This is a genomic window from Micromonospora sp. M61 (assembly GCF_018070245.1).
Lineage (GTDB): Bacteria > Actinomycetota > Actinomycetes > Mycobacteriales > Micromonosporaceae > Micromonospora > Micromonospora zamorensis.
In genome coordinates, this window is the sequence record NZ_JAGPYA010000003.1 from 152,767 (window position 1) to 173,012 (window position 20,246).

Here is a 20,246-nt window from a genome sequence, read left to right on the forward strand (position 1 = left end):
TTCAGGGCCCGACGACATCAACGACACGGGGAGATCCGATGGATGACGCTGCCCGGGATCCGCTGACGCACGTGGCCACGGCGGGGGAGTACGTCGCACTGCTCCGCGACGTGCGTCGGCGTTCCGGTCTGACCTACCGGGAGATCACCAGGCAGGCCTCGGCGGCCGGGCACTGGCTACCGCCGAGCACTCTCGCCACGATGCTGGGGCGGACCACCCTGCCCCGGGAGCGCACCGTCGTGGCCCTGCTGGTGGCCTGCGGCACCACGCCCGCCGACGTGCGGCGGTGGGTGGAGACGCGCCGGAACATCGAGGCCCAGCTCGGCGAGCGGGATCGATGGGAGAACCAGGCGGTGCCGACCACCTCGTCGCCACCTGCGGCCCCCCAGCAGGCCGCGAACAGCGCACCGGCCGTGGACGGCGGACCGGCCGCGAGCGGCGGACCGGCCGCGAACAGCGAACCAGCCGGGAACAGCCCACCCGCTGCGAACAGCGCACCGGCCGGGACCGTCGTCGGCCCGGTCCGGCCGGCGCAGCCGCGGGTCACCGCGCCCTGGCCGACCCGCCGTTGGCTTCGGCTCGCGCTGCTCGCCGTGCTCGGCGTGCTCACGGTCGGGGCGTCCGGGGTGCTGCTCCCTGGTGCCGCCGCCACCGTCGACAGCTCGCCGTCCGACGGTTGTCCGCTGATCCTGCGCCAGGGCATGTACGGCCCGTGCGTGCTGGACCTCCAGGAGCGTCTGGTGGCGGGCGGACTGGAGGTGCCCGTGGACGGCTGGTTCGGCCCGGACACCACCAGCCGACTGATCGTCTTCCAGGCGTTCGGTGGCCTGCCGGTCAGCGGCACGGCGGACGGGCGGGTGCTCGACGAGTTGTCCGGCGCGGTGAAGGTGCCGCCCACCTGGACGGAGGACCGGATCGGCAAGGAGGTGCGGCGGGTCTTCCCGGAGGACCCGGGCGGGGCGGTGCAGCTGGCGCGCTGCCTGTCCGGGTTGGACCCGTACCGCGTGGAGATCGCCGGGGACGGGTCGCGGCGCTGGGGGTTGTTCCAGTTCAGCGACATGGAGTTGTCCCGGTTGGGCGTCGACCGGCGGACGGCGCTGGACCCGGGTTGGAGCATCGGGGCGGCCCGGCACGTCTGGTCGCGTACCGGCGACTTTGGCCACTGGCACTGCACGGCGTCGCGGTGACGCGTGATGCTCCCCGCCCGGGTCCACGGACCGGGCGGGGAGCATCCCCCCGTCACACCGACCGACGGCTCACGGCCGCAGCCGGTTGGCGTACACGTACGCGCCCACGGAACGGCCGGTGGCGAGTCCGGCGTCCGCGTCGAACCGGTAGTGCACGCCGAGGTAGATGCGGCTCAGCGCGTTCTCCTCGGCGGCGTGGTCGAAGCCGGGCATGCGCCGGACCACGCCCTCCGCGTGCGGGTCGTCGGTGGTGGCGTCGAAGGCGATCGCGTCGGTGCCGAAGAACCTCTTCATCACGGCGGACCAGGCCCCCGCGAAGGTGGCGTGCCCGGAGATGTAGGCCGGGAAGGCCGGCGTGTACGGCACCCCGGCGCGATCCTGGGACAGCGGCTGCCAACCGGCGCCGCCCATCGCCTCGATGGCCGTCACCGGCCGCCACAGGTCGATCGGTGTCTGGTACTTGGCGTCCCAGGCGGCGATGGCGGCGTCGGCGAGCGCGAGAGCGACCAGCCCGAAGAGCCGGGCGTTGGCCAGGATGCCGAGCTGACGCTGCTCCGACACGATCCGGGTGTGCGAGAAGAGCTGACCCGGTGGCTTGTACGTACCTCCCAGGTCGTTGGCCCAGAAGAACGCGATCTGCGTCTGCTCGGGGGTCCGCAGCGACGACGTCTGACCGCCGTAGTCGCGGATCTCCTGCACCTGGTCGCGGTATTCCTGCTCGCCGAGCAGGTCGGCGTAACCTCCGGTCACCCCGGCGGGTAGCCCGGGGCGGAACTGCCGGCCGGAGGTGAGCGCGAACGGGGTGACGAGGCCCCAGTTCGGGCTGACCGCCGCCTTTCCGTTGGTCGGCCGCCACGACCCGGGCACGGCGTCCAGTTGGTACGGCGTGTTGTTGCCGGAGCCGTCGTTGGCGCGGGCCTGGAGGTTGGCGGTGGCCGCCGCCGCGCCGACGGTGTCACCACGGGCGACCTCGGCGGCGTTCACCCCGGACGGCCGGAGGGCGACAGCGCCAGCGAGGGCCTGGGTGTAGGACTGGCCCTGACCGCCGTACAGGGCGGTCAGCACGTCGTACGCGGCCCGGTCGATGGCGGCGTGCAGGGACGGCGCCACGACGTTGTCCATGGTCCCCGGGTAACTGACCGGCACCCGTACCCGGTAGGGATTTCCGACGCCGGTGACCGAGACGGCGGCGTCGTGCATCGCCGCGTGCAGGATGGCGGCCTCCCGGGAGGAGGAGGTGGGCGGCAGGTCCAGCGCCTGGTAGGTGCGCAGCAGCACGCCGTTCCAGTACAGGATCGGATCGGTGGCCGAGTCGACGGCCAACGGGCTGAGCGAGACGTTGTCGAACCGGACCGTCGAGGAGGCCTGGCCACCGAGGTGGAACAGGAGCACCGCCTTCGGGTCACCGAACGCGGAGGTGAAGTCGAAGGTGAACCGGCGCATCGTGGGGGTGAGCGCGACGCTCTGGTCGACGGCGGAGGTGAAGGGCGTGTCCGCCCGGGAGACCGAGACGCGCAGGGAGCGGCTGACGTCCGCGGCAGCGTCGAACTGCAACCGGTACGGCTGCGCGGCCGTCACTCCGAACTCGAAGTGGCCGACCAGGTCCTCCCAGACGGGCTTGCCGACCGTCGCGCTGGTGCGGACGCGCAGTTGCCCGGCGTTGACCGTCGTGCTGGTCGAGGCGAGCCGGGTCCACCAGGGCTGGGTGCTGCCGTTGTCGAACGTGCCGTTGAGGATGAGGTCGCCCGGGGCGGCGGCGGCCGGCGTGGGCCGGACGAGGGCCGTGAGGGTGCTGGCGAGGGCGACCGCGAGCACCATGCTGAGCAGGCGACGAAGGTGCCGTGTGTTGATCGGTGGGGACATCGAGAGCCTTTCCGGTCCAGGGACCGGCGACGACCAGGTCGTTGCCGTGAGGATCGGCTCAACGTAGGAGCGTTCGCGCTGTTCACGGCCTCCGAACAGCGCTCGGAACGGGCCCGTACGGCGGCGGGCGCCGGCATCCGTCAGGACACCGGCGCCCGCGTGGGGCGAATTGTCGACTCAGCCGATCGTCTCGCGCTCCCGCCAGGCGGCGCGCAGCGAGGTCCGGCCGTTGGTGCGCAGGAGTGAACCCTCGTAGACCCGGGCCCCGGCGATCACGAACGCAGCGGCCGCGACCAGCAGGATGACCAGCGAGACGATCGGTTCCCAGGTGGCCGCGTCACCGGTGAACAGCCGCAGTGGCATGGCCGTCGGCGACGAGAACGGCAGGTACGACAGCACCCGCATCGCCGTGGCGTTGTCGTTCAGGAAGATCACCGCGAAGAACGGCAGCATCACGGCGAACTGCACGGGTGTCGACACGGCGGCGATGTCCTCCTGCCGGTTGGCCAGCGCGCCGGCTGCCGCCCACATCGCGGCGAGCAGCACGAAACCGAGCAGGAAGAACGGCACGAACCAGCCGATCGCCGGGGCGAGCAGGCTGAGCAGGCCACCGCTGTCGCCGATCTGCATGCCGAGCACCGCCACCACGGCGATGAGCGCGATCTGTGCGAACGCCAGGATGCCGCCGGCCACCACCTTGCCGGCCAGCAACGCCCGCACCGGCACCGCCGCGACCAGGATCTCCACGATGCGGGTCTGCTTCTCCTCGGTGACGCTCTGCGCGATCTGCAGGCCGAAGGTCTGCGACGTGATGAAGAAGACGAACGCGAAGACGAACGGCACCAGGAACGCCACCACCGGGTCGACCGCGTCCGGGTCGAGCAACTGCACCGGCGGCGAGGTGCTCAGCGCCTGGACCACGTCGGTGGGGGACTCGTCCATCGCGAGAACCTTCGGACCGGAGACCACCGCTGCGTCCACGTCACCGTCGCGGACGGCCTGCTCGGCGGCCCGGTCGTCGGCGACCACGCGGACGTCGAGTCCGGCGTCCCGCAGCGGCCCGGCTGCCTCCTGGGTGACGGCCACAGTGTCCGGACCGCCGGAGAGCAGCGGCGGCAGGATGGTGCCCGCCGCCGCGATCAGCAGGAAGAAGAGGGTGCCGAACAGGAAGGTGCGGTCGCGGAGTTTCACGCGGATCTCGCGTTCGGCGACCAGCCGGGTGGCCTGGGTGACGTTCACTGGGTGACCTCTCGGAAGATCTCGGTGAGCGAGGGGCTGACCGGGCGGAAGGCGCGGACCGGGCCGCGGGCGAGGGCCGCCTGCAGTACGGGCTGTTCGTCGGCGCCGGCCGGCAGGTCGAAGACGACTCGAGCACCGTCCAGTTCGACCAGGGTGACCCCTGGGTGGTCGCGTACCCAGCCGGCGTCGCCGGCCACCACCAGCTCGTAGCGGGGCACGGTGTACGAGTCGCGCAGTTGCTGCCGGCTGCCGGCGGCGCGGATCACCCCGTCGCCGATGATCACCAGGTCGTCGCAGAGGCGCTCCACGACGTCCAGCTGGTGGCTGGAGAAGAGCACCGGCGCTCCGGCCGAGGCGCGTTCCCGCAGCACTGTGACGACGGTGTCGACGGCGAGGGGGTCGAGGCCGGAGAACGGCTCGTCGAGCACCAGCACCTCGGGGTCGTGCACCAGCGCGGCGGCGATCTGGGCCCGTTGCTGGTTGCCCAGCGACAGCGTCTCCAGCAGGTCGTCGCCGCGCGCACCGAGCCCGACCCGTTCCAGCAGGGTGTCGGTGGCGCGCCGAGCCGCCGGTGCGTCGAGGCCGTGCAGCCTGCCCAGGTAGGTCACCTGCTCCCGGGTGGTCATCTTGGGGTAGAGGCCGCGCTCCTCCGGCATGTAACCGAAGCGCTGGCGGTCCTGCCGGGTCAGCGTCATGCCGCCCCAGCTCACCTCGCCGGCGTCGGCGGACAGCACACCCAGGATGATCCGCATGGTGGTGGTCTTGCCGGCGCCGTTGGCGCCGACGAAGCCGGTCATCCGGCCGGCGGCCACCTCGAAGGACACGTTCTTGAGTACCTGCCGGTCGCCGAAACTGCGGTCGACGCCGTCGAGGCGAAGCGTTCTGGTCACGCATCCACGCTAGATCGAATGCGGCGTCACGCCGTCCGTCCGAGGACTGAGCGGGTGGGTCCGTCCTACGACGGATGGCGGTCACCCGCCGGGCCGGACCACCCCGTTCTCGTACGCGAACACCACAGCCTGGACCCGGTCGCGCAGGCCCAGTTTGGCCAGCACCCGACTCACGTGCGTCTTCACCGTCGCCTCGCCCAGGTGGATGCTCGCGGCGATCTCGGCGTTGCTCGACCCGCCTGCGAGCAGCACCAGCACCTCCCGTTCCCGCGGGGTCAGCCCGGCCAGCGCGGCGTCGGCCTCCGGTCCCCGGTGCGCGGTGCCCGCCGGGTCACCGGGACGGGCGAACGTGGAGATCACCCGCCGGGTGATCTCCGGGGCGAGCAGGCCGTCGCCCCTGGCCAGCACACGAATCGCCTCGATCAGCTCCTCCGGCGTGCCGTTCTTCAGCAGGAAGCCGCTGGCACCGGCCCGCAGCGCGGCGAAGAGGTAGTCGTCGCGGTCGAAGGTCGTGAGGATCAGCACCGCCGGCCCCCCGGGCCCGTCGGCGGTGATCTGCCGGGTGGCCTCCAGGCCGTCCATCCCGGGCATCTCCACGTCCATGAGTACGACGTCCGGGCGGGTGGCTCGGGTCATGGTTACGGCCCGTTCGCCGTCGGCCGCCTCGCCGACCACCTCGATGTCGTCCTCCACCTCGAGGATGACCCGGAAGCCGGTGCGGACGAGGTGCTGGTCGTCGGCGAGCAGCACCCGGACGGTCGGACCCGGGGCTGACGTCTCGCCGGTCGGTGCGGCGCTCATGCCGAACGCGCCGTGTCGACGACCGGCTGCTGCTCGTCGCTCGGCGCCTGCGCGCCCACCGGCGGGTCCGCCGGTGCCGGCAGTGGGAAGCGGGCGCGTACCCGCCAACCGCCACCGGCGCGCGGCCCGGCCTCCAGGTCGCCATCGTGGGCGCTGACCCGTTCGTGCATTCCGATCAGGCCCAGCCCGAGGGCGTTGACCCGGCGGCCACCTCGTCCGTCGTCGGTCACGTCGACCTCCACCTCGCGGGCCAGGTACCGGACCCGCACGTCCAACACGTTCGCTCCGGCGTGCTTCAGGGTGTTGGTCACCGCCTCCTGCGTCACCCGGTAGGCCGCCTGCGAGACCGACTCGGGCAACGCGACCGCGTCGCCGTACACCCCGAGGGTTGCCGTCAGGCCCGCGGCTCGGGCCCGCTCGACCAGCTCGCCGATCCGTTCGACGCCGCCGGTCGCCGGCGGCTCGGCGTCGGCGTTGGCGTTGGCGGGGGCCCGCAGCACGCCGAGCATCCGACGCAGCTCGTCGACGGCGGTGCGGGCGCTCTGCTCGATGGCGGTGAGGGCCGTGCGGGCCTTGCCTGGGTCGCGGTCGAAGACCCGGCGGCAGGCGGACGCCTGCACCCCCATGACCGACACGTGGTGGGCGACCACGTCGTGCAGCTCCCGGGCGATCCGGACCCGTTCGCCGAGCACCGCCCGTTCCCGAGCCTCGGCCTGGGACCGGCGCAGGTCCTCGGCCTGGGTCCGCAGCTCGTGCTCGCGGCGTGCGGCGACCCAGGCGGTCTCGCCGAAGAAGTACGCGAAACCGAAGACCAGCACGTTGACGAGGACGCCGGTGACCATCGCGGCGAGCACCGGTGGCACCGGCCCGACGGCGTCGGCGAAGGCGCCGGGCGGGATGTGGTCGATGGACACCGCGTAGTAGATCCCCAGCCAGGCGAACATCGTGGCGATCACGCCGATCCGCAGCCTGCGGGACCGCTGACGGTCCTGTCCCCAGGCGCCCACCGTGTAGAGGGCGCAGAACAGGGCCCACGAGGAGAACTGGGTCTCCGGGGCCGAGCGCGCCTGCGCGGCGATGAAAGCCACCGAGATGATCAGCAGGGTCGCGGCCGGCCAGCGTCGCCGCCAGATCAGCGGCAGGGTCACCGCGACGGTCCAGAACAGCTGCTCCGGCCCGGACGGCGGCGGACCCAGCATGAACGCCCCGGTGCTGCGGGCCAGGGTGAGGCTCACCAGGGCCAGCGCGGTCACCCCGAGGCCCAGCCAGAGGTCGACCCGACGCTGCTCTGCCGTCGGGCCGGGTCGGCGCCAGTCCTCTCGCGATGACGTGCTCATCCAGGAACGATGCCACGGAACCCCCGGTGCCCGTCCACCGGGCGGGGCCGCTACCAGCTCCTGCCGACGGGCGACGGCCCGGCGTGGGGTGCGCGCCGGGCCGTCCTGTCGGGTGTCGCTCACGCCGTCTGGCGGCGCGTCTTCAGAGCGGTGTCGATCAGGTCCCAGACCAGGATCGCGGCTGTGCCGACCGCGATGGCGACCCCGATGAGGTTGCGGTTGTCCGCGTCCGCCAGCCAGCTCAGCCGCTCGCCCAGGTCCGCGTTGAGCAGCCGGTCGGAGAGCGCCAGCCACACCAGCGGCACCGAGAACGCGAGGTTGAGCAGCGCCTTGGTCCCGAACAGCGCCCAGTTCCACTGCCCGATCCGGTACTTGACGATCTCGAACACCAGGGTGCCGAGCATGACGACGATCAGTGCCGGCAGCCAGAAGGACCACAGCGCCGGGTCGAGGATCGGGATGTTGTCGCCGTCGGTGTCGCGCACCCAGGACCGGTAGTGCTGGAACGGTAGGTAGCCAATGGTCACCACCAGCATGACCACCGACGCGATGGTGTCGGCGAGGGACACGTCGCGGTGCACCGGGACGTCGGGCAGTTGGTCGACCGTCCAGTCCGGCAGGTCCACGGCCGGTTGGGAACGTTCGATGATCGCAAAGGTCAGGGTGAGCCAGAAACCGATGTGCACGCCCACGTGCAGGGCGACGACGAGACCTGGTCCGATGGCGCCGAAACCGCTGCCCTCGGCCACCTTGACGATGGCGACGATCGTGCCGACGAGCGCCGGGAGGAAGCTGAGCAGCAGTTTCAGCAGGCGCAGCCAGACCAGGTAGTAGGTCGGGCCGATGAGCTGCAACCGGCGATCGGCGTACCGGGCGGCCAGCTCGTCCGGGTTGCCCAGCTCGGTGAGCACCTCCCGCTCGGCGGTAGGGGCGTCCTGGCCGCTGCCGGTCCGATCCTCGATCATGTCGTCGATCGAGGCGCGCAGCTCGCTGGCGATCTCGTCCCGGCGCTGGGTGGGCACCGAGCGCAGGGTGGCGGCGAGGTAACGGTCGGTCAGGGTGTTCATCGGTCGGCTCCTTGGATCAGCCCGGTGATGGAGGTCTGTACGGCGGCGAGGTCGTCGAGGAGCCGGGTCAGCATCGACTCGCCCTCGTCGCTGGTCCGGTAGAACTTGCGCGGCCGGCTCTCCGCGGTGTTCCACTCGCTGGTCAGCAGCCCCTGGTCCTCCAGGCGGCGCAGCAGCGGGTAGAGCGTGTTGGCGTCGACCGGGAAGCCGTGGTCGGTGAGCCGTTGCAGCAGTGCGTAGCCGTAGTCCGGTCGGCGCAACGCGACCAGGCTGGCCACCACGACGGTGCCTCGACGCAACTCCTGTAGGTGCGTCCGTAGAACGTCCTCGCTAACCATGTGTCACACCATACTGTGTGCCACACAGCGTTGTCTACGCCAATAGCATCGTGTCGCTCACAGATGCACTGGACGGATGGCCGTGCCGAGCAGCGCGAGGGGCGCCCGGCACGGGCCGGACGCCCTGAGATCTGACACGGATCAGCAGGTCGAGCCCTGCCGGAAGTTCCGCTCGACGAAGCTGGCCGGGCCGACCTGGAAGTAGCCCACGCCCGGCCGGATCGGATGCCCGGTGAACAGCTCGACCCGCGAGCCGACCCGTACGAGGTAAGCCTCGGCGTCCCCGGCGTCGTTGCGGATCAGCGAACCCCGCCGGCCGTAGATGTCCTCCAACTCGTCGAAGGACATGCCGACCATCGCGCCGGCGGGGGAACGCGGCGGAGCGGTGGCCGTACCGACCTCCACCAGCCGGCCGTAGCGGAAGGCCAGGATGAGCACCCCGGCCCAGGAACCGGTCGCGCCGGCGTGCACCACCCCGCCACAGGCCGTCGCCGTCCAGCCGATGCGCCCGGCCGCGGTGAGCGCCGCCAGGTCGGCGCCGATCCGGTACGCCCCGGCGCCGCCGACGCTGAGCACCTGCGGGTGGCTGTGCCCGGCCGCGTCGAGTGGTCCGCGCGCCGAGGCCGGTGCGCTGCCGCCCGACACCGGAGTCGCCGAGGCCGGACCTGCGTTGACCAGCGGGACGAGCGTGCCGAGCGCCAGCGCGGCGGTGGTGAGGAGGATCGAGGGTCGTTTCATCGTGCGCTCCTTCGGTGATGGGTCTCTGCCCTGTTAGTCACCGCGCCCGGCCCAACGGTTCGTCGGCTTTCCGACCAGCCCGGTCTACTGTGCAGAGAGACGCCGACCGACCGTGCTGGCCGGGGGTGACGCGGTGACGGCTCCGCAACGGATCGGGCCCTACTTCATCGAGCGGCTGCTGGGCGTCGGATCGTTCGCGACCGTCTGGCTGGGCTACGACCCAGTGCTCGACGGGTACGTGGCGATCAAGGTGCTGGCCGAGAACTGGAGCCACGACCTGCGGGTCCGGGAACGCTTCCGAGACGAGGCCCGGCTGCTGCGCCGGCTGGAACACGAGCGGTTGGTCCGGGTGCACGCCGTCGGTGAGCTGCCCGACGGACGGCCGTACGCTGTGCTGGGCTGGGCGAACGGGGGCAGTCTCCGGGACCGGCTGGCTCTTGCTGAGATTTCCGTGCCGGCGGCGCTGCGCCTGCTCGGCGAGATCTGCGCGGGCGTGAGCGTGCTGCACCGCCACGGCGTCGTGCACCGCGACCTCACCCCCGGCAACATCCTGTTCCACTCCACTCCGGCGCCCTCCGGCGCCGAATCCACCGGGTCGCCCTCCGGCGCGGAATCCACCGAGGTGTCTCCCGGGGCGGGATCCACCGGCGCGACCTCCGGCGCCGAGCGGGTGCTGATCGCCGACCTCGGTCTCGCCAAGGCGCTCGCCGCCGCCTCCGGCCTCACCGCCCGGGCCGGTACCCCCGGCTACATGGCGCCGGAGCAGGACGAACCGGGCGCGGTGATCGACACCCGCGCCGACGTGTACGGGCTCGGACGGCTCGGGATCCGCCTGCTCGCCGCCGCCCCTGGGTCCGACCCGCCCAGATCGGCCGGCGCCCTGCGACTGCGCGACGGCGTGCCGGCGCGGGTAGCGGCGGTACTCCTCCGGGCCACAGCTCACCGGCCCGCCGACCGCTATCCCGACGCCGCCGCGCTGCACACCGCGCTCGACCGGGCCACCGATCCCGTCCGGCAGTCGTCGCCGATGGCCCGTCGCCCGTACCGGATGCTGCTGGCCGGGGCGGCCGTCGCGGCCGTCGCCGTCGTGGGCGCCGAGCCGGGCGGCACCGGGGCCGAACGTGACACCTACACCGCCGGACCGCTCACCGTGACGTTGCCGGACGGCTGGTCGGCCACCGGGGCGACCTGGGCCGGTCAGTACGACGCCGACGGCGAAGCGGAACCGGCGCTGGTGATGTCGCCGCAGCCCCGCCGCTGGGCCGCCGACCCCGGGGTGCCCGGCGCGTTCGTCGGCGTCTCCGTCAGCACGGCGGCGCGCACCACGCCCGCCAGGTTCCTGGCCGGGCGCACACACGGGGACTGCACGTCCGCGCCGGTGCGCACCACCCGCCAGGCGGGCGTCGAGTGGACCGTGGTGGCGTACCGCTGCGACCGGGACCGGCCGCGGATCGTCGAGTCGGCCGGCCTGCATCCCGCCCGCGGCGCTCTGGTGTACGTGCAGGTCGTGCCACCGCTGGACGGCGGACCCGACTTCGTGGACGGGCTGCTCGCCGGCGTGCGGGTGCGCTGAACGGCGCTCCGTGGTGACGGGCGACCATGCGCGGGCCGGACGGATCGCGGCGGGCTAGCGGACCACCACGGTGATGGTGTGCTCCCGATCCTGCTGGGGGATCGTGACGTCGACGGTGCCGGGGCGGACGAACCGGATGTCCACCACGCCGGCCTCGTAGTGCTGCGAAACCAGCTCCGGGCGGTCGACGGTGACCAGGCCCGGGCCGATGCCCTGGATCCGCAGCACCGCGCCGGCGGCGAAGCAGAGGGACCGCAGCAGCTCAAGCTCGGTCTCGGCCAGCGGCAGGTCGTAGCGCACGGCGCCCTGGCAGCTCGTGGTCGGCCCGGTCGACGTGGCGGCCGGGCGGTGCGGCGTACCCCTGGCGGTGGTCGGTGCGGGCGGTGCCGCGACCGGACGCCCGCTGGTCGACGGCGGTCGGGACGGAGATGCGGTGGGCGCCGGGATCGCCGAGGGGGTCGGCGACGGTCGGGACTCGGCGGGTGGTTGCACGGGCAGCGGCGCGACCGCGTCGGCGCCGCCGCAGGCCGCGACCGCCACGGCGGCCACGAGGGCGACGCCACCGGCGAGGAGCCAGCGGATCCAGGGGAGTCGCGCGGCGGGGCTCATTCGGCGCCGAGTCGTTGCCGGACCTGCCGCCGGGCCAGGTGCAGCCGGGACTTCACCGTGCCCACCGGCACGTCGAGCAGCGCCGCGATCTCGGGATAACTCAGCCCGAGGACGTCGCGTAGGGCAACCACCTCGGCCAGGTCGGGGCGGACCGCGTCGAAGGCGTCGAGCAGGTCGAGGCGGGTGCCCGCGACCACGCTGGTCCGTCGTGGGTCGGCCTGCTCGGGCACGGGTACGCCGCCGGCCTCCAACCGCCAGCGGCGGCGCAGCGTGCGGTACGTCGAGCGGGCCCGGTTGGCGGTCAGCCGGTGCAGCCAGGTGCGGAACGAGGAGCGCCCCTCGAACCGGGTGATCCCGTTGGCCAGCGCCAGCAGGGTGTCCTGGCAGGCCTCCTCGGCGTCCTCCCGGTTGGGTAGGAAGCGTGCGCACAGCCCCAGCACCTCGGGGCGTACCGCGAGCAGCAGGGCGTCCAGGGCCGCCGGGTCGCCGTGCGCGGCGGACCGGGCCAGCGCGTCGATGTCGTCCGCGTCGGGCATGCCGGGTGTCCAATGCTCGCCGGTGCCGATCCCCGAGCGTACGACCGGTGCGGCCGTCGCGCCCCGGTACGGTCCGGCACCCGACGCGTTACTCGAAGCGGGACACGTCTCCGGCACCCCTGCGCAGGATCTCCGGCTCGGGGCCGGACAGGTCGATCACGGTCGTCGGCTCCTTGCCGCAGTCGCCGGCGTCGAGCACCGCGTCGAGCTGGTGGTCGAGCCGTTCCTTGATCTCCCACCCCTGGGTCATCGGCTCGTCGTCGCCGGGCAGGACCAGGGTGCTCGACACCAGCGGCTCGGCCAGCTCGGCCAGCAGCGCCTGGGTGACGGTGTGCCGGGGTACGCGCACCCCGACGGTGCGCTTCTTCGGGTGCAACATCCGGCGGGGCACCTCCTTCGTGGCCGGCAGGATGAACGTGTAGCTGCCCGGGGTGGACGCCTTCACCAGCCGGAAGACCGCGTTGCTGATCCGGACGAACTGGCCGAGCTGCGCAAAGTCCCGGCAGACCAGCGTGAAGTGGTGCCGGTCGTCGAGGTGGCGGACCTGGCGGATCCGGTCCAGCCCGTCCTGGTTGCCCAGCTGGATGCCCAGGGCATAGCAGGAGTCCGTCGGGTAGGCGACCAGCCCACCACCGCGGATCAGGTCGGCGACCTGGCCGATGATCCGGGGCTGGGGGTTCTCCGGGTGCACGTCGTAGTACCTCGCCATCCTGAAGAGCCTAGGCGCACTCGCGGGCGAGTAGGAGACGAGGGCCACGACCGTCGGCGCGGACGGTGGAGCCGCCGAGATCACCTCGGTAGGGTAGGTCCCGGTCGGCTCCGACCAACAAGATCCACACCGCCGGGGGGCGCCAGGCATGGCCGATTCGTTCGCGCATCTGCACGTGCACACGGAATACTCGATGCTCGACGGAGCGGCCCGCCTCAAGGACCTGTTCGCCGAGGCCAAGCGGCTCGGCATGTCCGCCGTGGCGATCACCGACCACGGCAACATGCATGGCGCGAACGACTTCTACAACCAGGCGATGGCCGCCGGGATCACCCCGATCCTGGGCGTCGAGGCGTACGTGGCGCCGGAGTCGCGCTACCACAAGGCGCGCGTCAAGTGGGGTCGGCCGGAGCAGAAGAGCGACGACATCTCCGGCAACGGCGCGATCACCCACAAGACGATGTGGGCGAAGAACGCCCGTGGCCTGAAGAACCTGTTCACCCTCAACTCGCGGGCGTCCATGGAGGGGCACTACGTCAAGTGGCCCCGGATGGACATGGAGCTGATCGCCGAGCACGCCGAGGGGATCATGGCCACCACCGGCTGCCCGTCCGGCGCGGTGCAGACCCGGCTGCGGCTGGGCCAGTTCGACGAGGCGCTCAAGGTCGCCGCGAGCTACCAGGACATCTTCGGCAAGGAAAACTACTTCCTGGAGATCATGGATCACGGCCTCTCCATCGAGAGCCGGGTCCGTGAGGGGCTCACCGAGATCGCCCGCAAACTGGACATCCCGCCGGTGGTCACCAACGACTCGCACTACACCCACGAGGCGCAGGCCACCGCCCACGACGTGCTGCTCTGCGTGCAGACCGGCAGCAACATCGACGACCCGAACCGGTTCCGGTTCGAGGGCGGCGGCTACTTCATCAAGAGCGCCGACCAGATGCGCGCAGTGGACTCGTCGGAGTTGTGGCAGGAGGGCTGCCGCAACACCCTGCTGGTCGCCGAGAAGGTCGACCCGACCGGCATGTTCGAGTTCCACAACCTGATGCCGCGCTTCCCGGTGCCCGAGGGGGAGACCGAGGAGTCCTGGTTCCGCAAGGAGACGTTCGCCGGTCTGGCCCGCCGCTACCCGAACGGCATCCCGGAGGGGCATGTCGTCCAGGCGGAGTACGAGCTGGGCGTCATCAACCAGATGGGCTTCCCGTCCTACTTCCTCGTGGTCGCCGACTTCATCCAGTGGGCGAAGAACCAGGGCATCGCTGTGGGCCCGGGTCGTGGTTCCGCCGCCGGGTCGCTCGTCGCGTACGCGCTGGGCATCACCGACCTTGACCCGATCCAGCACGGCCTGATCTTCGAGCGGTTCCTCAACCCCGAGCGGGTCTCGATGCCGGATGTCGACATCGACTTCGATGAGCGTCGGCGCGGTGAGGTGATCAAGTACGTCACCGACAAGTGGGGCGAGGACAAGGTCGCTCAGATCGCCACCTTCGGCACGATCAAGGCGAAGGCCGCGATCAAGGACTCGGCCCGGGTCCTCGGCTTCCCGTACGCGGTCGGCGACCGGATCACCAAGGCCATGCCACCGGCGGTGATGGGCAAGGACATCCCGCTCACCGGCATCTTCGACAACAAACACCCCCGCTACGCCGAGGCGGGTGAGATCCGCGGCCTGTACGACTCCGACCCGGACGTCCGCAAGGTGATCGACACGGCCAAGGGCATCGAGGGGCTGATCCGGCAGACCGGTGTGCACGCCGCCGGCGTCATCATGTCCGCCGAGCCGATCATCGAGCACATCCCGTTGACGCGCCGCGACGCCGACGGGGCGATCATCACTCAGTTCGACTACCCGACCTGCGAGTCGCTCGGGCTGCTGAAGATGGACTTCCTCGGCCTGCGCAACCTGACGATCATCGACGACGCGGTCAAGAACATCGAGCTGAACCACGGTCGGAAGCTCGACCTGCTGGGCCTGCCGCTGGACGACAAGGCCGCGTACGAGCTGCTGGCCCGCGGTGACACCCTGGGCGTGTTCCAGCTCGACGGTGGGCCGATGCGGTCCCTGCTGCGGCTGATGAAGCCGGACAACTTCGAGGACATCTCCGCCGTCCTGGCCCTGTACCGACCCGGTCCGATGGGCGTCGACTCACACACCAACTACGCACTGCGCAAGAACAAGCTCCAGGAGATAACGCCGATCCACCCGGAGCTGGAAGAACCGCTGCGGGAGATCCTGGAGCCCACCCACGGCCTGATCGTCTACCAGGAGCAGGTGCAGCGCGCCGCGCAGATCCTCGCCGGCTACACCCTCGGCCAGGCGGACCTGCTGCGCCGGGCCATGGGTAAGAAGAAGAAGGAGATCCTCGACAAGGAGTTCATCCCGTTCCGGGACGGCTGCCGCGAGCGCGGCTACTCCGACGAGGCGATCCAGGCGGTGTGGGACGTCCTGGTGCCCTTCGCCGGCTACGCCTTCAACAAGGCGCACTCCGCCGCGTACGGCCTGGTCTCCTACTGGACCGCGTACCTGAAGGCGCACTACCCGGCCGAGTACATGGCCGGGCTGCTGACCAGCGTCGGCGACGACAAGGACAAGATGGCGCTCTACCTGGCCGAGTGTCGCCGGATGCGCATCCAGGTGCTGCCGCCGGACGTGAACACCTCGGCCGGGCCGTTCACCCCGGTCGGCAAGGACATCCGCTTCGGTCTGGCCGCCGTGCGCAACGTCGGCGCGAACGTCGTCGCCTCGATCATGCGGTGCCGGGAGGAGAAGGGCGACTACGCCGACTTCTACGACTTCCTGTCCAAGGTGGACGCCGTGGTCTGCAACAAGAAGACCATCGAATCCTTGATCAAGGCTGGTGCGTTCGACTCGCTGGACCACCCCCGCAAGGGTCTGCTCGCGGTGCACGCGGATGCCATCGACGCGTACGCCGACGTCAAGCGCAAGGAGGCGGTCGGCCAGTACGACCTGTTCGGCGCAGGCTTCGGAGACGCCGACACCGGCAGCACGACGGTGATGCCGGTCATCGGCGACAGCGAGTGGGACAAGCGCGACAAGCTGGCCTTCGAGCGCGAGATGCTCGGCCTGTACGTCTCCGACCACCCACTGTTCGGCCTGGAGCACATCCTCAACGCGGCGGCCGACACCACCATCGCCTCCCTGGCCGAGGACGGCGCGGTGCCCGACGGGGCGGTGGTCACCCTCGCCGGCATCCTGTCCGGTGTGCAGCGCCGGGTCACCAAGCAGGGCCGTGCCTGGGCCTCAGCCACCCTGGAGGACCTGGCCGGTGGGGTCGAGACGCTGTTCTTCCCCAACACCTACGAGGTGATCGGGCAGTACATCGCCGAGGACGCCATCGTGGTGGTCAAGGGTCGGGTGGACCGCCGCGACGACACCCCACGGATCATGGCGATGGACATGTCCATGCCGGACGTCAGCACCAGCGCCACCAACAAGCCGGTCACCCTCACTATCCCGGTGCACCGATGCACACCGCCGCTGGTGGAGAAACTCAAGGAAACCCTGGTGCTGCACCCCGGCGACACCGAGGTGCACGTCAAACTCCAGAACGGTGGGCGCACCACCACCCTGCGGCTGGGCCCGTTCCGGGTGGCGGCGACGACCGCGCTGATGGGTGACCTGAAGAGCGTCCTCGGCCCGGCCAACGTGAGCTGACCCGCTCACCTGGTCGGCGCGACCGGCCCCAGTCGGGCAGCATGGCGGGATGACCGCCAGCACGCCCGCCGGGGAGGCCGTCCGACCGACGCTGCGGGTCCGCGACCTGATTCCGGCCTACCTGGAGTACGCCCGCAGCGCCGCGTCCGCCCCCGCGTCGCACCGGCCCGAACTGTGGCGGACGCGCTACCTCGACCGTCACCCGGAGGTCTTTGCCACCCTCGACCGGGACCACGCGTGGTCCGTCCCGCCCGAACTCGCCACGGTTCTCAGCCGACTGGCCGGCGCGGACGTCGACCTGACCGCCCGGTCGGCGGCACTGCGGGCGGACCTGCCGACGGCGGTGCCGGCGGTGTCCCACGCGCTGGGTTGGAGCGGCGATGCCGACCCGGTGGAGTGTGTGGTCATGGTGGGCCTGCACCGGGCCAACGGCTGGGCAGAGTCGCTCGACGGCCGGTTCGCGCTCTTCCTCGCCGTCGAGGAGCTTGACGGGACGGACGACGGGCGGATGCTGGTGCGGCACGAGGTGGCCCACGTGGTGCACGACCGGCTCGCGGCGATCCGCGACTGGCCCGAGCACGGTGTGGCGAACACGCTGCTCACCGAGGGCCTGGCCACCGAGGTCTCGGCAGAGCTGACACCCGGCCGGGGCGACGAGGCGTACCTCTGGTTCGGCCGGCCGGGCCACCGACCGTGGCTCGACGAGTGCCGCCGCCGATGGCCGGAGATCCTGGGCCGGATCACAGCCGATCTGGAGACCGTCGACCCACGGCATCACGCGGCGTACTTCCTGATGCGCGACTCCCCACTCGGTGACCTGCCGAAGCGCTGCGGCTACCTGGTCGGGCTGGAGGTGGTGCGTCAGTTGCGGACGGAGCACCCACTGTCGAAGATCGCCACCTGGGGCCTGGACGAGGTCCGGGACAGGGTGCGACGGGCTCTGGCCGACCTCGTCGCCCGCGTCTGACCGGGCAAAGCACGCTCCGCCCGGTCAGACATCAGCCGATGCGGGGCTCAGCCCCGGTCGGGGGCGCTAATCTCCCGCAGCTGGCCGTCGGCCAACCGCAACCAGCGCTGCACGCCGATCTCGGCGAGGAACCGTTCGTCGTGGCTGACCACCACGAACGCCCCCTGGTACGCGGACAGCGCGCTCTCCAACTGGGCGACGCTGACGAGGTCCAGGTTGTTGGTCGGCTCGTCGAGCAGCAGCAGTTGCGGCGCCGGCTCGGCGCAGAGCACACACGCGAGGGTCGCGCGCAGCCGCTCACCGCCGGAGAGCACCCCGACGGGCAGGTTCACCCGGGAGCCCCGGAACAGGAACCGGGCGAGCAGGTTCATCCGCTGCGCGTCCGGCAGGCTCGGCGCGTACGCGGCAAAGTTCTCCGCCACCGTACGGTCGAGGTCCAGCAGGTCCAGCCGCTGCGACAGGTACGCGATCCGCCCGTCGCCGCGTTTCAGCTCGCCGCCGGCCGGTTCGAGATCACCGTTGACGAGGCGCAGCACTGTCGACTTGCCGACGCCGTTCGCCCCGGTGAGCGCGATCCGCTCCGGCCCCCGGATCACCAGGTCGGCGCCGTCGCCGCCGAACAGTTCCCGGTCGTCGAAGCGGGCCCGCATCCCCTGGCCGGAGAAGACCGTGCGCCCGCCGGGGACGGTGGTGTCCGGCAGGTCCACGGTGATCCGGTCCTCGTCGCGTACCGCCCGGCCGGCTTCGTCGAGGCGCGCCTGGGCCGAACCGACCCGGTTGGAGTGGGTTTCCTGCGCCCGGCCCGCCGACTCCTGCGCACTGCGCTTCAGCCCACCGGCCACGATCCGCGCCAGGCCGGCGTTCTTGAGGTTCTTCGAGGCGTTGCTGGCCCGCCGGTCGGCCCGCTCCCGGGCCTGCTGCATCTCCCGCTTCTCCCGTTTGACCTCCTGCTCGGCGTTGCGCAGGTTGCTCTCGGCCACCTCCCGCGCCGCCTGCACCGCCTCGGTGTACGCGGTGAAGTTGCCCCCGTACCAGCGGATTTCCCCGCGGTCCAGCTCGGCGATGCGGTCCATCCGGTCCAGCAGTTCCCGGTCGTGGCTGACCAGCAGCAGGCAGCCGGACCAGTCGGTGAGCACGTCGTAGAGCTTGTGCCGAGACTCCAGGTCCAGGTTGTTGGTCGGCTCGTCGAGCAGCAGCACGTCCGGGCGGCGCAGCAGTTGCGCCGCCAGACCGAGGGAGACCACCTGGCCGCCGCTGAGGGTGTGCAGCCGCCGGTCGAGTGACAGCTCACCGAGGCCGAGCCGGTCCAGCTCGGCGCGGGTGCGTTCCTCGATGTCCCAGTCGTCGCCGATCGTGGCGAAGTGCGCCTCGCTGGCGTCGCCGGCCTCGATGGCGTGCAGGGCCGCGATCCGCTCGGCGACGCCGAGCACCTGCGCCACGGTCAGGTCGCCGACCAGTGGCAGGGTCTGCGGGAGGTAGCCGAGCAGGCCGTCGACGGTGACGCTGCCGCCGCTGGGCCGCAGCTCCCCGGCGATCAGCCGCAGCAGGGTGCTCTTGCCGGCGCCGTTGGGCGCGACCAGGCCGGTGCGCCCGCCCGGGACGGTGAAGGACAGCTCCGAGAAGACCGGGGTGTCGTCCGGCCAGGAGAAGGACAGGTTCGAGCAGACGATGAACGCATCAGACATGAGAGTGACCTCAAAGGGTGGGGTGGGCGCGCCTAGGTCGCCCGACGACAACGGGAACCGGTGGAACGACGGCATGGCCTCGGCGGCTGCGCCTACGCGCGCCGAACCGATGGCCGAACACATCCGGTCTCACCCGGAGATGTCGTCGTCACCCGCCATGTCTGGTCTCCCTGGTCGTGCCACCAACCCAACTCGCCAAGTCTAACAACGGATCTTCACCCCGCCACCGCAATAGGGTGCAGCGCTCGGTGTATAGGTCAGGCTATAGTTGGTCCATGTCTCATGAGCCGCCACGTCGCTCGGCGATCAGGACGACAACGGATGTCCGCGACTGGCTGCGATCCCTGCGTCAGGCCGACCCCGCGACGTACCGGTCGGTCAACGTGGCGATCGACATGCTCGCGGAGACCGGTCCGGGCCTGGGGCGTCCGCTGGTTGACACCCTCAGGGGTTCGACCATCAGCAACCTCAAGGAACTGCGACCGAGATCTGGAAGGGACGTCGCGTTCGCGTGCTGTTCGTCTTCGATCCTTGGTCTCAGGCCGTGCTGCTGGTGGCCGGTAACAAGGCAGGCGACTGGAATCGATGGTACGAGAAAGCGATCCCGGTCGCTGAAATCGCGTACGAGGGCTGGCTTGCCTTCGAGAGGAAACGGAGGGAGGGCTGATGAGCGACTTCCATGACTGGAACGACATCCGGGCTGAGTTGCACGACGGGGACGATGAAGCGCTCGACGGAGAACGTGCCCGTACCGAGGCGTGGATCAGCGCTTTCCATCTTGCCGAAGAGCGGAAGCGGCTGGGCCTGACCCAACGGCAGGTGGCCGAGTTGATGGGTGTCACGCCCGGCCGGGTCAGCCAGATCGAGAACGGCGATCTGGAGGCCAACGAGGTCGCGACGTTGAGCCGCTATGCACGGGCGCTCGGCGCCCGGATGCGGATCATCTTCGACTACGGCGATGACCTCCGTCAGATCGCCTGACAGCGCGTCTCGCGTACTGCTGGCGACAGCAGACGTCGATCATGGAG

At 71.1% G+C, this 20,246-nt stretch carries 17 protein-coding genes and 1 pseudogene; 6 read left to right on the top strand and 12 right to left on the bottom strand.

Annotation, left to right across the window (positions count from 1 at the left end; all coding sequences use genetic code 11):
* The first annotated feature begins 38 nt into the window (after positions 1–38).
* The gene (locus KBX34_RS03000; RefSeq protein WP_210923118.1) at positions 39–1,187 is read left to right on the top strand and encodes a peptidoglycan-binding protein; all 1,149 of its coding nucleotides are present in this window, start codon (positions 39–41) and stop codon (positions 1,185–1,187) included.
* Positions 1,188–1,256: 69 nt separating this feature from the next.
* On the opposite strand, the gene KBX34_RS03005 is transcribed toward KBX34_RS03000, so the two are convergent.
* The 8 genes from KBX34_RS03005 to KBX34_RS03040 all read right to left on the bottom strand — a co-directional run bounded on the left by KBX34_RS03005 (position 1,257) and on the right by KBX34_RS03040 (position 9,460).
* Positions 1,257–3,050, bottom strand: a complete 1,794-nt coding sequence (locus tag KBX34_RS03005; RefSeq protein ID WP_210923120.1) for a carbohydrate binding domain-containing protein — start codon at positions 3,048–3,050, stop codon at positions 1,257–1,259.
* 177 nt (positions 3,051–3,227) lie between these two features.
* A complete protein-coding gene (locus KBX34_RS03010; RefSeq protein WP_210793075.1) occupies positions 3,228–4,289 on the bottom strand; it encodes an ABC transporter permease in 1,062 nt (353 codons plus the stop codon).
* Positions 4,286–5,179: an ABC transporter ATP-binding protein gene (locus tag KBX34_RS03015; RefSeq protein ID WP_210923122.1), complete on the bottom strand. Its 894-nt coding sequence runs from the start codon at positions 5,177–5,179 to the stop codon at positions 4,286–4,288. The genes KBX34_RS03010 and KBX34_RS03015 overlap by 4 nt, the downstream gene beginning before the upstream one ends.
* Before the next feature lie 81 nt (positions 5,180–5,260).
* A complete protein-coding gene (locus KBX34_RS03020; protein WP_088947372.1) occupies positions 5,261–5,980 on the bottom strand; it encodes a response regulator transcription factor in 720 nt (239 codons plus the stop codon).
* On the bottom strand, positions 5,977–7,317 hold the full coding sequence (locus KBX34_RS03025; RefSeq protein ID WP_210923123.1) for a sensor histidine kinase: 1,341 nt from the start codon (positions 7,315–7,317) through the stop codon (positions 5,977–5,979). The genes KBX34_RS03020 and KBX34_RS03025 overlap by 4 nt, the downstream gene beginning before the upstream one ends.
* 119 nt (positions 7,318–7,436) lie before the next feature.
* A complete protein-coding gene (locus KBX34_RS03030; protein WP_210923124.1) occupies positions 7,437–8,384 on the bottom strand; it encodes a permease prefix domain 1-containing protein in 948 nt (315 codons plus the stop codon).
* On the bottom strand, positions 8,381–8,722 hold the full coding sequence (locus KBX34_RS03035; protein ID WP_088947375.1) for a PadR family transcriptional regulator: 342 nt from the start codon (positions 8,720–8,722) through the stop codon (positions 8,381–8,383). The genes KBX34_RS03030 and KBX34_RS03035 overlap by 4 nt, the downstream gene beginning before the upstream one ends.
* 141 nt (positions 8,723–8,863) lie before the next feature.
* Complete coding sequence (locus KBX34_RS03040; protein ID WP_210923125.1) at positions 8,864–9,460, bottom strand: hypothetical protein; 597 nt, start codon at positions 9,458–9,460, stop codon at positions 8,864–8,866.
* A gap of 133 nt (positions 9,461–9,593) precedes the next feature.
* On the opposite strand from KBX34_RS03040, the gene KBX34_RS03045 reads away from it, so the two are divergent.
* Positions 9,594–11,033, top strand: a complete 1,440-nt coding sequence (locus tag KBX34_RS03045) for a serine/threonine-protein kinase (protein WP_210923126.1) — start codon at positions 9,594–9,596, stop codon at positions 11,031–11,033.
* A gap of 54 nt (positions 11,034–11,087) precedes the next feature.
* On the opposite strand, the gene KBX34_RS03050 is transcribed toward KBX34_RS03045, so the two are convergent.
* The 3 genes from KBX34_RS03050 to KBX34_RS03060 form a co-directional block, all read right to left on the bottom strand.
* Positions 11,088–11,642 (bottom strand): hypothetical protein, encoded by a 555-nt coding sequence (locus KBX34_RS03050; protein WP_210923127.1) that lies wholly within the window; start codon positions 11,640–11,642, stop codon positions 11,088–11,090.
* Positions 11,639–12,178, bottom strand: coding sequence for an RNA polymerase sigma factor (locus tag KBX34_RS03055; protein ID WP_210793070.1), 540 nt, complete (start codon positions 12,176–12,178; stop codon positions 11,639–11,641). The genes KBX34_RS03050 and KBX34_RS03055 overlap by 4 nt, the downstream gene beginning before the upstream one ends.
* Before the next feature lie 88 nt (positions 12,179–12,266).
* A complete protein-coding gene (locus KBX34_RS03060; RefSeq protein ID WP_099852173.1) occupies positions 12,267–12,887 on the bottom strand; it encodes an L-threonylcarbamoyladenylate synthase in 621 nt (206 codons plus the stop codon).
* Between the two features lie 148 nt (positions 12,888–13,035).
* Here KBX34_RS03060 and dnaE point away from each other — a divergent pair, with 148 nt between their 5' ends.
* Both dnaE and KBX34_RS03070 read left to right on the top strand, forming a co-directional pair.
* Positions 13,036–16,566, top strand: a complete 3,531-nt coding sequence (gene dnaE / locus KBX34_RS03065; protein WP_210923128.1) for a DNA polymerase III subunit alpha — start codon at positions 13,036–13,038, stop codon at positions 16,564–16,566.
* 49 nt (positions 16,567–16,615) lie between these two features.
* The gene (locus KBX34_RS03070; protein WP_210923129.1) at positions 16,616–17,533 is read left to right on the top strand and encodes a hypothetical protein; all 918 of its coding nucleotides are present in this window, start codon (positions 16,616–16,618) and stop codon (positions 17,531–17,533) included.
* A gap of 47 nt (positions 17,534–17,580) precedes the next feature.
* Here the strand turns inward: KBX34_RS03070 and abc-f are convergent, their stop codons facing one another.
* Positions 17,581–19,218 carry a ribosomal protection-like ABC-F family protein gene (gene abc-f, locus KBX34_RS03075; RefSeq protein WP_210923130.1) on the bottom strand — a complete coding sequence of 546 codons (1,638 nt, stop codon included), beginning with the start codon at positions 19,216–19,218 and terminating at the stop codon, positions 17,581–17,583.
* 275 nt (positions 19,219–19,493) lie between these two features.
* Between abc-f and KBX34_RS03080 the strand changes: the two are divergent.
* Together KBX34_RS03080 and KBX34_RS03085 are read left to right on the top strand one after the other, a co-directional pair.
* Positions 19,494–19,885: pseudogene (locus KBX34_RS03080) on the top strand (type II toxin-antitoxin system RelE/ParE family toxin).
* Positions 19,885–20,199, top strand: coding sequence for a transcriptional regulator (locus KBX34_RS03085; protein ID WP_141908799.1), 315 nt, complete (start codon positions 19,885–19,887; stop codon positions 20,197–20,199). The pseudogene KBX34_RS03080 and the gene KBX34_RS03085 overlap by 1 nt, the downstream one beginning before the upstream one ends.
* Positions 20,200–20,246 lie beyond the last annotated feature (47 nt).

What these genes read in the sequence shown, in the direction of transcription:
- KBX34_RS03035 (WP_088947375.1), bottom strand. Translation starts at nt 8,722, where the DNA reads ATGGTTAGCGAGGACGTTCTACGGACGCACCTACAGGAGTTGCGTCGA.
- dnaE (WP_210923128.1), top strand. Translation starts at nt 13,036, where the DNA reads ATGGCCGATTCGTTCGCGCATCTGCACGTGCACACGGAATACTCGATG.
- KBX34_RS03055 (WP_210793070.1), bottom strand. Translation starts at nt 12,178, where the DNA reads ATGCCCGACGCGGACGACATCGACGCGCTGGCCCGGTCCGCCGCGCAC.
- KBX34_RS03025 (WP_210923123.1), bottom strand. Translation starts at nt 7,317, where the DNA reads ATGAGCACGTCATCGCGAGAGGACTGGCGCCGACCCGGCCCGACGGCA.
- KBX34_RS03040 (WP_210923125.1), bottom strand. Translation starts at nt 9,460, where the DNA reads ATGAAACGACCCTCGATCCTCCTCACCACCGCCGCGCTGGCGCTCGGC.
- KBX34_RS03070 (WP_210923129.1), top strand. Translation starts at nt 16,616, where the DNA reads ATGACCGCCAGCACGCCCGCCGGGGAGGCCGTCCGACCGACGCTGCGG.
- KBX34_RS03030 (WP_210923124.1), bottom strand. Translation starts at nt 8,384, where the DNA reads ATGAACACCCTGACCGACCGTTACCTCGCCGCCACCCTGCGCTCGGTG.
- KBX34_RS03085 (WP_141908799.1), top strand. Translation starts at nt 19,885, where the DNA reads ATGAGCGACTTCCATGACTGGAACGACATCCGGGCTGAGTTGCACGAC.
- KBX34_RS03050 (WP_210923127.1), bottom strand. Translation starts at nt 11,642, where the DNA reads ATGAGCCCCGCCGCGCGACTCCCCTGGATCCGCTGGCTCCTCGCCGGT.
- KBX34_RS03000 (WP_210923118.1), top strand. Translation starts at nt 39, where the DNA reads ATGGATGACGCTGCCCGGGATCCGCTGACGCACGTGGCCACGGCGGGG.
- KBX34_RS03060 (WP_099852173.1), bottom strand. Translation starts at nt 12,887, where the DNA reads ATGGCGAGGTACTACGACGTGCACCCGGAGAACCCCCAGCCCCGGATC.
- abc-f (WP_210923130.1), bottom strand. Translation starts at nt 19,218, where the DNA reads ATGTCTGATGCGTTCATCGTCTGCTCGAACCTGTCCTTCTCCTGGCCG.
- KBX34_RS03020 (WP_088947372.1), bottom strand. Translation starts at nt 5,980, where the DNA reads ATGAGCGCCGCACCGACCGGCGAGACGTCAGCCCCGGGTCCGACCGTC.
- KBX34_RS03005 (WP_210923120.1), bottom strand. Translation starts at nt 3,050, where the DNA reads ATGTCCCCACCGATCAACACACGGCACCTTCGTCGCCTGCTCAGCATG.